At 43.9% G+C, this 12,488-nt stretch carries 8 protein-coding genes; all 8 read right to left on the bottom strand.

Annotated elements, in window-relative coordinates:
* Positions 1 to 150: 150 nt before the first annotated feature.
* Positions 151 to 1,710, bottom strand: coding sequence for a Do family serine endopeptidase (locus B2Z67_RS12715; RefSeq protein ID WP_291530211.1), 1,560 nt, complete (start codon positions 1,708 to 1,710; stop codon positions 151 to 153).
* Positions 1,711 to 1,950: 240 nt separating this feature from the next.
* The gene (locus B2Z67_RS12710) at positions 1,951 to 3,285 is read right to left on the bottom strand and encodes a transglutaminase-like domain-containing protein (protein ID WP_291530210.1); all 1,335 of its coding nucleotides are present in this window, start codon (positions 3,283 to 3,285) and stop codon (positions 1,951 to 1,953) included.
* A gap of 14 nt (positions 3,286 to 3,299) precedes the next feature.
* Positions 3,300 to 4,469 carry a dipeptide epimerase gene (locus B2Z67_RS12705; RefSeq protein ID WP_291530209.1) on the bottom strand — a complete coding sequence of 390 codons (1,170 nt, stop codon included), beginning with the start codon at positions 4,467 to 4,469 and terminating at the stop codon, positions 3,300 to 3,302.
* A 79-nt stretch (positions 4,470 to 4,548) separates the two neighbouring features.
* A complete protein-coding gene (locus B2Z67_RS12700) occupies positions 4,549 to 5,754 on the bottom strand; it encodes an SH3 domain-containing C40 family peptidase (RefSeq protein ID WP_291530208.1) in 1,206 nt (401 codons plus the stop codon).
* A 190-nt stretch (positions 5,755 to 5,944) separates the two neighbouring features.
* A complete protein-coding gene (locus B2Z67_RS12695; RefSeq protein WP_291530207.1) occupies positions 5,945 to 7,582 on the bottom strand; it encodes a hypothetical protein in 1,638 nt (545 codons plus the stop codon).
* A gap of 9 nt (positions 7,583 to 7,591) precedes the next feature.
* Entirely contained in the window at positions 7,592 to 8,743 is a 1,152-nt protein-coding gene (locus B2Z67_RS12690; RefSeq protein WP_291530206.1) for a DUF4249 domain-containing protein, read from the bottom strand.
* A 6-nt stretch (positions 8,744 to 8,749) separates the two neighbouring features.
* Entirely contained in the window at positions 8,750 to 11,485 is a 2,736-nt protein-coding gene (locus tag B2Z67_RS12685; RefSeq protein ID WP_291530205.1) for a TonB-dependent receptor, read from the bottom strand.
* On the bottom strand, positions 11,482 to 12,177 hold the full coding sequence (locus tag B2Z67_RS12680; RefSeq protein ID WP_291530204.1) for a hypothetical protein: 696 nt from the start codon (positions 12,175 to 12,177) through the stop codon (positions 11,482 to 11,484). Before B2Z67_RS12680 ends, B2Z67_RS12685 begins: the two co-directional genes overlap by 4 nt.
* Between the last annotated feature and the right edge of the window lie 311 nt (positions 12,178 to 12,488).

The following is a 12,488-nucleotide window of genomic DNA, read 5'->3' as shown; positions in this document are numbered from 1 at the left end:
CTAATTATGAACAGCTACTTACAAGCTATGGCACAGAAACAAAAAGAATGTCGGCAAGTCAGTTGCCGGCACTCTTTTTCATGTTTGTTAGCCTATATACAATCTTCTTATCTTAAGAAACTGTTTTGATTTTCCTTTATCATTCGTTTTTTATTCCTGAGCAACACTTACTGCATAGCTGGCACGTTTTCCGGAGGGGAACACACCTGTGATGAACAGCACTTGTTCCTGAGTTTTGGAGGCTTCTTTCATCACCTTTTCCAAATCTTCCACAGTTTTCATCGGCACATTGTTCACTTTCAGAATAATGAAACCTTTGCGGACTCCACCTTCTGCCATCTTGCCATCGCTGACGCCTGTAACTTCGAGTCCACTGCTCAGATTGAGCTGCTTCTTCAATTCATCCGGTATAGGACGGAAGGCTGCGCCAAGAATGTCCATATCGGTATTCTTCACTACCTTCGTAGTACCTTGTTCGTTCTTCAGCGTAACTTCAACAGTCTTTTCTTTTTTATCACGCATTATTTTCACCTGTGCCTTATCGCCCGGACGATGTTTTGCCAGAGCTTCCTGCAAGTCGGCGAATTTGTGAATTGCCTTGCCATCCATACCAATGATAACGTCATCTACCTTGATATCAGCACCGGCAGCACTTCCACCTTCTACAATCTTACGTACCCAAAGTCCATCAACGGAATTATATTTTTCTCTCGCCTCTTTCTTGATATCGCTCACTTTCTTACCATCTTCATCTTTCGCTTGCGTATCACCCGGTTCTTCGGCAAGGGGCATAATCTCCACGCCTAACATTACGCGTTGCACCGCACCGAATTGTTTCAAGTCGGCAACCACTTTCTTCATGATACTGGTAGGGATAGCAAATCCATAACCGGTATTTGAACCTGTCGGAGAGAACAGGGCGGCGTTGATACCAATCAATTCGCCACGTGCATTTACCAATGCGCCACCACTATTACCTTGGTTGATGGCAGCATCCGTCTGGATATACGATTCGATACTTCCTTTAGTCATACCCAAAGAACGAGCCTTGGCACTAACGATACCTGCCGTTACAGTAGAAGTCAGATTGAAAGGATTACCTACCGCAAGTACCCATTCACCCACTTTCAATGCGTCAGAATCGCCCACCGGAATAGTCGGGAAATCATCTCCTTCTATTTTAATCAAGGCCAGGTCGGTATTTTCATCCGTACCGATGATGCGTCCTTTGAACTGGCGATTGTCATTCAGCGTAACACTGATTTCATCCGCACCGGCAATTACGTGGTTGTTCGTTACGATATATCCGTCTTTGGAAATGATAACGCCCGAACCAAAACCTGTACGTTCCGGCGTCTGTATCTGACGTCTTTGTGTTCCGCCACGATTACCGAAGAAATCGCCAAAGAAATCAGAGAACGGGTCTCTCACTTCTACTTCCTGCATTTTAGAGGCTTGGGTAGAACGAATATGTACTACCGCATGAATTGAATTTTCCGCCGCCAGCGTCAAATCCACCGGTTGTGCATCAACGGCATTATAAGAAGCCATACGTACGTCCGGATTCTGCTGGAACATTTCACTAAACGCACCGGTAGTATTGGCTGATACTTTATTTTGCAGCATTTTATAGGTAGTTAAACCTGCTACTCCCGAACTGAGAAGTACAATTGCCACAACTCCAAGAATGTTTTTTGTAGTCTGTTTCATACTATTTATTATGCTTTAAATTGTTAATATTCAAATTTCGTTTAACATTACGACGTTAAAATAACAACAAAAATCATTCACTTATTCCGTTTGTCACTTTCTTTTGTTCTCTTTTAACAGTGAAGTTTTGAAGCTTAACAGCACTTAACGACATGACCTGACATTTTTACATTTATGTACTATTACTGACGCAAAAACAAAATTAAATAGATAAAGTATCCGAATGAGGCACGGATTACGCTAATTATCAAGATATTCAATATCCATGTGGTAATCCCACTGCGGGAAGTAAAGGTTACCTCCCTCCCACTCTACCTCGCCACGCTGAAAGTCTACGGTTTCACTACGCGGATATTTCTTTTCGGGCGCCAACGGCATACCGTAATCACTGTTCACAATCATACGCCAGGAGTCAATACCACCCAGGAAGAAATACTCTTCATCCGTATCGCGAGCAAAAACAGGAATGCCAAACGACTGGTCTACAGGAACCCAACCTATGCCTTCAAAATAGATTTCAGCCCAATCGTGCAAGTTCCAAGCCCCGGGATGCATCATAAAACCACTTTGAAAATGCGCAGGTATGCCACTGATGCGGCAAAGGGTAATGAACAAAAGAGAAACCTGACCACAATCGCCTTTATTATTATCCAAAACATATTCGGGGATATTCTCTATCGTTGAATATTCCCGTGCGGAAGCCCAAGGGAAACAATCGTTCACCCATCGGAAGATACGTTTTGCTTTCAACAAAGGATTGGTTTCGCCATCTGTCAATTTGGCAGCAAGCTCGCGCATGCGCGGTGAGAAGATGATATGCTTCTCACGTTCGGCAGTATATTCCTTATATATGGAAGATGCCGTATTATATGGCTGTATGTCTTCCGGTTTCAGATTGTGCCATTCAGCGTTAGAAACATATTCAAAAGTTTCGGAAAACACGGTTGGACTACCCTGTACGGCACGTTTCTCCATATAGAGGGTGCTATGAAGACATTCCTGCGGAGAGAAAATATACTCCTGTTCACTGGCAGAGATAAATTTCACATCCTGTTGCCGTGCCTGATCCTTACGAGGATAGGGAAGCCAGCAACGGATTACCTCTCCTGCAGGTACGGCATTGGAGTCCACCGTCAGTGTATAGGTGACGCGCATTCGCTTGGGGGCAACAATAGGAACACCTTTTTTCCTTACGTTATCAATAACTTCGGGTAAATGTTCCTTGTTTACTTTGTCATTGCTACTGAGCGAAACACCATCCCTGGCGGCTTTTATTTTATAGCAAGCAGAGTCGACACGGAACAGGTTAGGACCGGCATTACGGAAGTAACGTTTCTCCCCGTCCAAAGTCATACATTCCAGAGCCTTGGATGCTTCCCATTGGCGCATTTGCGCATCGGTCACGTCGGGTATATATTTACGGATGTAGTCTTTTACTTCGGCTTCCGTGCGACTGAAATCCGTAAGCAGGCGTTGGTGCAAATCGTCTTCCCAGCTATATGGCTTACTTTCAGGCTTTGTAGTGCAAGAGGCTACGAGGAAGAACAAGACGATGACATATAATACTTTTTTCATGAGAACAATTCCTTTTACAGTTTCACCACTCCGATTCCAGGTAAATCAGGCAAAGTAATCTTGCCTTTCACAACTTCCATTCCTTTGAAACGGTCGTTGGCAATAAGCAGATTACCATCCAAATCGGCAAAGTCAACTGCCGGAGAGAACTGTGCTGCTGCCGAACAGGCGCAGGATGTTTCCGTCATGCAGCCCACCATCACTTTCATATCCAGAGCGCGAGCCAATGTCACCATCTTCCACGCTTCACGCATACCGGTGCACTTCATTAACTTGATATTAATGCCATGAAAAGCACCTTTCAAGCCTGCCACATCACCCAGACGCTGCAAAGATTCGTCGGCAAAAATAGGTAACGGACTTTGTTGTGTCACCCACGCAATATCATCCAGTTGTCCTTTGGGCATCGGTTGCTCAATCATTACAATACCTTTTTCTTTCAACCAGCATACCATATCAATGGCATAGTGCTTATCCTTCCAACCCTGATTGGCATCAACGGCAATAGGAAGGTTGGTTACGGAACGGATGGTTTCAATCATTTCCTTATCATTATCAAGCCCCAGCTTTACTTTAAGGATATTGAACTGCTCGGCACATTCCTTCGTTTTCTCGCGTACCACGTCCGGCGTATCAATACCGATGGTAAAAGTGGTAGAAGGGGTTTTTTCCTTATCCAATCCCCATATCTTGTACCACGGAGCCTGCAGTAATTTGCCTACAAGGTCATACAAAGCAATATCAACGGCCGTCTTGGCGGCAGCGTCCCCCGGCGAAAGTTTATCTATATACGCCAGAATGTCTTCCAACTGGAAAGGGTCCGGGAACTGTCCGATGATATCCTGTACTTTCTTCAAGAAAGCCAATACACTATCCATAGTACCCAGCTCTTTCTGAAGATAAGGAGGCATAGAGGCTTCACCATAACCGGTGATGCCGTCGTATTCAATTTCCACCTGCACATCCGGAGTTGTGGTACGTGAGTATGTGGCCACAGTGAAAACATGGCGTAATTTCAATTCATACGGGAAAAAGCGCAGTTTCATTCTGGCGCTTCCGCCTTGCCGGTTGACATTAAACAGTGTCGGTGTTGTGTTCTCTCCCGCAAATACGCTGTTGGCAGCCATACCGGAACCCAATACGGCAAAAGCGGCTGTTTTTAGAAAATCTCTTCTGTTTTGCATGATATTCTTTATTAAGTTATAAATAAATGATGATTGAAAAAGGATAATTCGTTATGTTCCGAATGACATGAAGTCAATCTTAGTATTGATAATAAGGATTGATAGCGGTGGTATTGATAGCCGCTTCCTTATTTATATAAGGTAAAACGCGCGTAGCGAACAACAAGCGTCCGAGGTTATATTCGTCAAACAGTTCATCGGCAGAATCAAAACTACCGATACGCACATCGCCTTGCGAGTGAATGAAACGTTTGTTGCCAATGTACATGCCTACGTGCACCACACGTTCTTTGCGGTCGGCCGTAGCTTTACGTCCGAAGAAGATCAGATCTCCGGGTTGCAGATTCCCGAAATCAGGAGCGATATCAACATGTTCGCCCACATACGCTTGCTGTGAAGCATCCCTGGGAATAATGATATCGTGAATAAAAAGAATGGTGCGCATAAAACCACTGCAATCCACGCCTTTGGAAGAAGTTCCCGCCCAAAGATAAGGAATTCCCATCAGGGTATGCGCTGTGTGAATAATGCTGGCGGCATCCTGTTTCAGGTTTGCACGCCATTTCTTTTCCGGCATGGAGATAGACTTGGAAATATAACCGGTGCGCCCGTCGGGATAAGTAACCTTATAGAAAGAGCCTTTCGTCCCCTCCCATTTCAAACGATTACCCGCAGTAACATCCGAGATAGTTTGCGATGCCTGATCAGGCTCGGAATACACAAAGCCATAATGGGAAGTCACCACAATTTTTTCTGCGGCATTCCAGGCATGAAGTTCTTCTTTGGTAACCGGATGAATACCCACACGATGTACCCAGGCGATATAATTATCCGGGGTTTGGATGCGATACCAGCCATCACGCTGCAACACGCGAACAGGCATTCCCATCAATCCCTGCGTCATCATCTCCGACGAAAAATCGGGATTTATACGAAGATTGGCTACAGACACATTCACGATAGCGTAGCTTTTAGCATTCAAAGCAACCTCATCCGGCAATACTTGCAGGCAATCCATCACTTTGTAGCCGGCCTTCGACAGTCCATTGAGCAATGCAGCCTTTGCCTCGGCCGAAGTAGTTACGCCACGCAACATTACATTCTTACCTGAGAAGGAATAATCGACATCAAAAAGCGCCACCCGCTTGTCCGGAGCATACTGACGTTTCAAACTGTCGGATAACTGAGCCACATCCGCAGGAATAACCCTGTCTCCTATTTCGGATGCCACCGAATACAGGGAAGCAAAAAGGGACAGGAACATGATAGAAATAAGTTTCTTCATTGACTAAAAATCATTTGGGGATTATTAATAGTAGCAAAGTTAGAAACTATTTCTATTTTTGATATATTTATTTAAGAATATTAAGATATTAAATGATTTATCATAATACTCCCAACTGGCTATACTAAAACAACTTAAGTATCGCAAGTTACCTGTATGCCAATAGGAGAAGGCTGCTTGCTAATTAAGACTACTGCACAAGAAATTCGCTTTGGATTTTTATTGCTTCACCCGTAGGAGTAATTCCCTGTAAAGTGACCATATATTCCCCCTTCATGTCCGATGTATAGAAACTAATGGTATCCGTTGCAGAAGTGATTTCCGGATTCCAGTAAAGCGTATGGCGGAAATCAGGAATACGGGACTTCTTTTGTACTTCCGAATCATATACCGGAATCACAAAGGCAGGTTTGTTCTGAGGGAATTCATAGGCAAACAATTGGGAATTCTCATCCAGGCGCAATCCGGGAAGTGAGCCTCTGTGTGTTATCAACGAAACAATTCCTTCATACAGTTTGTTGCCAAACATATATCTGCCGTTATACTGATGGATATGGTGCAATAAACGTGCATTATAGTCCAACACCGTTTCATGATTCTCTATAGGAACTCCATCTATCAGCACCAATGCTTTTAAACCGCTAAAGCGCTTGATGTCTTCCTGCAACATCCTGATGATTGTTTTATCCTCCACCTTACTTACGCGTAACCCCAATACAAACTCAATGAATGTCTCACGCACTGTATTGAAACGAACATACTCATCCAGATTATAGCTTATCCAGGGGTGAAAATCGTGCAACTGCTCCTGTATGCTCCGATTGTGAGTAGAATCCACCGGCAATATGTGATGCAGTTGCGCCCCGATGCTACGTTCTATCAATGCTTCTTCATCGTATGCCACACGAAGTTTGGGAAGTTCTCCGGGCAGTACCTCAGCAAAAGGAGAAACAAGTTCCAGTCTGCCCTGATGTCCTCCTCCGGGTAATGCTGTCAGAACGATATCCTGCATATCCGTTATTCCCGAGGTATAAAAAGCATAAGTTCCGTCAGGCTGTAATTGCCCGTCACAAATCCGGATATCTTTGCCCACACATGACAGTCGGGCATCTATGGAATCAGCACCTGCCTCTACCAATCTACCGGTAACGATATGTCCTTCACATTCGGCAATGAAATGTTTGCCGGAAGCAGGATTCCCTTTCTGAGAATATTCCGAAGCAGGAAAAGCAGGCATCACACAGTCTTTTCTCACTACAGATACGGAAAGCTCTTTTATATCGCCCGGCAATTGGGGTAACTTCATAGTAACTTTATTGCGGTTGCCGTATACGGACTTATCCGTTGATAAACCTGATGTAGAAGCAATCGGCTTATCAGAAGCCGGAACAGCAGAAGCCATAACCACAGAATCCTTTAAAACCTCTATATTATCTTCCTCCGTAGCCTGATCGGCATTCAGCACTGCAATGTATTTCTTCGGAAAACTATCCGCCGACTGATTCCTCATATAGCGGGTATATGCCGTGAGCTGGTAAGTGCCCGAATGCATGGTCTGAGGAAAACGGACATGTCCCCACCCCACGCCGTTTTGCAAAGCAATCTTGCCTTGCGCATGTACCTGGCGGGTATCACTGATTTCCACATAGGCTACTTTACTTGCCGTAATTTCATGATATGCAGAGTCGGTTACACAAACCTTTATCCACAGTTCTTCCCCTGCCAGATAATTGTCCTTATCGGTATATATTCTCATACATTCAGTAACCTGAGCCTGCAAACCCGCTACTGAAAATAAACTAATGATGATAAATAGTATTCTTTTCATAATACAATATTAATATTTCCAGTCCGGTAACGGCCAGAAAGAGGGTTTATTGAAGGTTGCGCCTAAAGAGCGCACGTCTACACATTTTATGATATCCCAATGATATTCATCCTTACTATCACGATGAGAAACACGATATCCTGCCAAATACAATTCTTCATTTGTCATGCTCATGACATCTTCAGGCGGTGCACCAATGCAAACATACGGCTTGTCATAGTCTATATCGTTAACCGAAATATAAAGACGGTATTCACTAATATTCATGTTAACCCCTACATAGCCTATCGCCTTTTTATTCGGATTGCTGCAAGTGATGTTTGACGGCAGTTCCGACGGCTGGGGAGTGAACAATCCACCCATACCCTCACTCTGCTTCGCTTTATTCTCATAATACTCGAACTCCCCTTTCGTCAAGGCCCTCTGTCTTATCAGCGTACTGTAGTAATATGAAATCCTGATATTATCAGAAGCGATGGAATACATTTTTTTATTCTTTATCAGGTTCTCCGTATTCGCTTCTGTAGATCCCACTATTGTTTTATTGGATTCCGCATGACTCCATCCTTGCGCATAAGGAGCCGTTTCGTATTCCAAGATTTTCTTTGTCAGAAAGTCATATTCCCACAGGGAATAATACAATGCCCGCACTTCCCAATCTTCTTCATACTCCCAGATATAATATACCGTGCCATCCGTCTTCTGTGTTGAAAGATATATGGATATATCACCATAGTCCTCCGGTTGTTCAAACTTGACTTCATCAATGGCTGGAGTCTCTATCGGATACTGAGCTTCGGAAGTATAAGTATCCCCTTCATATTTCACTTCCAGACCATAACGGACTTGCTTGTTCAGCGTTCCAATCTGTACCTGATACTTGCCATTGCCGATAGAAGTTCCTATGATACGCGAACCGTCATCTCCTACCACGCTGACATCGGCAATAATCTGATTGAACCCTCCGGGCAAACGTTCTTCATTCAGGGAAAAGGTACGGCTCAATGAAAACACTACGGTACTATCTGAAATGATATTGCCATCAACCACCAACATGCCGACACTGTCGCCCGGAAGTTTTGCATTAAACTCATCAATACAGTTAGTCAGAGCCAACAACAGCAAACTTACCAGAATTAATATACTCGTTCTTTTCTTCATGCTTCTTTAGAATTTAATGTTATACGTGATAAAAGGAATGGGAGCACCAAAAATAGACATCCTGTATCCCTGTATCTGATTGTGTTCAGATACATAATAAATGGAATAAACGTTCTTCCGCCCGAGCAGATTATAGATACCGAAAGAGACAGAACTATGTGTCAACAAAGTCAGATGATGGCTCGGCTCTACATTGAAAGAAAGGTCAAGACGGAAGTAATCGGGTATCCGGTAACTGTTACGATCCGTGTAATACACCTGCATGGAGTTCAAGCCTTCGTCATAATATTGCCCGGCAGGAATGGTTGTAGGACGTCCGGTGCTGTAATCCACATTGAATGAGAGACTGTAACGGCGGGTGAACTTATAATTCCCCACCAGCTTGAAGTCGTGCGGCTTGTCATATTCCGTAGGGTACCATTCACCGTTATTGACCGGGCGGGATATACGAGGGTCGTTCTGTCGCAGGAACGTGCGCGAATACGTATAACTGACCCATCCGTTCAACTTGCCTGACGGTTTCTTTACCTGGAATTCAACGCCATAAGCATAGCCTTCCGTATTGATTACATCCATTTCCAGATGATGATTCATTATCAATCTGGCAGAACTGCGGTAATCCAGGTAATCTTTCAGTTTCTTGTAGTACCCTTCCACCGAAAACTCCAATGCTTGATCGGGAGTATTATAATAGGCGCCTGCCGCCAACTGCCAGCCACTCTGAGGCTTTATGTTGTTATCGCTCAGCTTCCAGGTATCCGTGGGCGACATAATCATAGTATTCGACACCTTATGAATATACTGCCGCATCGTATTGAAACCTGCCTTTACCGAGAAATCATCATTGAAAGCATACCGGGCAGAGAGCCTGAATTCAGGTCCCCGATAAGTTTTAGCAATCTTTCCGCTACCAACCGATACGGAATCAACCAGGGTAGAAGAAGAAGGGAGCGTGCCATCCTGATAAGTATAGTAAGTGCGCGGTCCCAAGAGGTTGAACATGGAATAGCGTATGCCTGCATTCACGGACAGTTTGGGAGTTATTTCCCATTCGTCGCCGATGTAGATGGCGCTTTCCAGCGCCTTATCCTTCTGAAGCTGGTCGAATCTTACCAATGAGTTCTCATGTATTGGTTCATAAGTTCCCGAATTTATATCATAGAGTTGACTCATAAGCCCGAAATTCAGCGTATGTTTGTCATTGAGCCTGTATGAAAAATCAAATTTCCCAAACCACTGGTTAATGGCGAATGACAACCGGGCAGCAACTGCCTCTTCCACACTCTCATCATTCCGGTAGTCATAATGGTCATGACCGAAGGAGAAGTTCCCGGTCAGCTTCTCGGAGAAGACGCTTCTCCAATTCGCGGAAAAGTTCATATTGCTATAGGCATACTTCTGATTATTGTTGAAGGCAAAACGGTCATGGCTGTAATAACCATACACATTCAGCTTATTCCGCTCATTCAATGTATGGGAGAATACACCACCCAGATCGTAGAATCCGGCATCCCCGTCACGGTATCCGCTTTTCTTGGGAAGCAGATTCATAATCCAGTCCGAGTATGTGGTACGCCCACTCAGAAGAAGCGATGTTTTTTCCTTAATGATGGGTATTTCAAGATTCAGTTTACTGGTCACCAACCCGATGCCTGCCGAACCTGTAAACTTCTCCTTACTGGCCTCTTTGCCGGTGACATTCAACACAGAAGCGATACGCCCTCCATACTGGCTGGGAATACTGCTTTTATAGAGTTCCGCATCCTTTATCATATCCGAGTTGAAAGCGGTGAAAAAGCCGAACAGGTGATTGGGGTTATAAATCGTTCCGTTGTTCAGCAGCAGCAAGTTCTGGTCGGCAGCGCTTCCGCGCACATTGTAACCGCTGGATGCTTCACCCACTGTTTTGATACCCGGAAGCGTTTGAAGCATTTTCAAGACATCCAACTCACCCATAGCCGTAGGGATATTCTTCAGCAAACTGGGCTGGAATTTTTCCATCCCCAACTGGGTACTCTTTACATTCTGCACACGCCCGGAAACAATAAGCACTTCGTCCAGCAAGTGACTTTCTTCTTCCAATTCTATATGGACAGTCCCATCTCCGTACATCATAAATTGCCGGCGGGTCTCCTTGATATTCAATCCGCTGATTTCAATGGCATTGTATCCTACCGGAAGTTCGATGGTGAAATTCCCCTCGCGGTTGGTTACAGTGGCAACCCACGGTTCCCGGTGGACAATATTGATGCCTTCCAGACTCTGTCCGGTTTTAAAATCCGAGACTCTTCCGGTCAATGTCACCATCTCTTCAGAGGAGGGTTTATACTTATTTCCCATTTCATAAACCTTATTCTCGGAAGAAGATTGCACTACGGGGATAAAAGAAGAAGATTGTTGCCCATCAACCGCAGGCTTCTCCCCTTTCAGAACCGGAGGAAGAGTGGTGGACAAGAATGCGTCCGGAAAAATAAAGACCTGATTTCCATAGACAGTAACCTTATAGAGCGTACCGGTCAACGCCTGCCGCAAACTTTCGGCAGTAAGCCTTGACGTATCACTCCTTTTCACCTTGAAAGGTTCTTCAATCGTCGTATAGACACGGTAAGAGGTGTTCTTCTCAACAGCTTCTATCAGTTCAAGAATGGAAATACTATCTGTGACCAGTTGTTGCGCCCATGCGCCGAAAGGGGATATGATAAACAGAATGGCGGCAATATACCTTATTTTATGTGTTTTCATAGCGATGTCTTATTAATCAGAGAGTCAGCATACTTTGCAAGTGCAGTGAGAGCCTCCGCACGATAGGAGGTACTAAATTTCAGTTTTTTCTCTTTTGCATATCTCTTCAATTGTTTTTTATAGACCGGAAAATGTTTAAGAAAGCTGGAACGTGAGGTCACTGTATGTTCCACGCCATCTATAGAAAGAACGAAGCGTGTGCTCTTATCGAATCGTTTATAACTGACCTCCCCTTTCTCAACAGGTATTCCCATCTTGCAAAAAGCATACTGCGCCAGCCGCATTTGCGGACTATCATATAATAATGTGATATAAGTATCACCATGGGATATAAATTTCAGATCTTCGATAATGAAGTAATCCACCTTCCTCATATCTACCTCAAGAAGCATACGTCTTTCGGGAGTAAGTACAATCAAACACTTCTTATAGGTATTATACCGAAGCCGTACATCAGTGTACAACGATCCGTCATAGCAAATTGATCCTTGCCGGAATTCATCCGTATCCAAATAAGGATGGTTTATATAAAAAGCTGAGCTGTAACCAACTTCCACCTTACCGGTATAAAGAGCCGCATAAGTTCCTGCCGCCTTTCTGAAATCTTCAAAAAGAGGTTGTTGCGAATACGCCGGAGACAGGATACAAAACGTGCATAACAGGATAAGCAAATATGTTTTTCGATCACTCATAAGATATGAAATTAAAGGAAAATACCTTTATAAAATATAATTTTCCCAAAGTAAACAATATTTTTTTAAATAAAAAAAGTTTTGGAAAAGAAAAAAGCTTTTCGGGTCTCAATTTATTTGAATTTAGTACATAATGCGAACCAGGAGTTAAAGCCGATAGCATCGCTACCGATATGCAGGGTTAAAACAGAAACGGAGTATCGGCTTTAACTATTCGGGGCAATCGTGTCAAAATGAACATATAAAATGTACAGGAACAAAACACATGATTAGCAAAGCCAATGATTCACAAGAGTATCTCTATTAGCTTC

The organism is Bacteroides sp. UBA939 (genome assembly GCF_002293435.1).
Lineage (GTDB): Bacteria > Bacteroidota > Bacteroidia > Bacteroidales > Bacteroidaceae > Bacteroides.
Note: the sequence above shows the minus strand (reverse complement) of the source record. Positions and strands in the feature narration are given on the sequence as shown.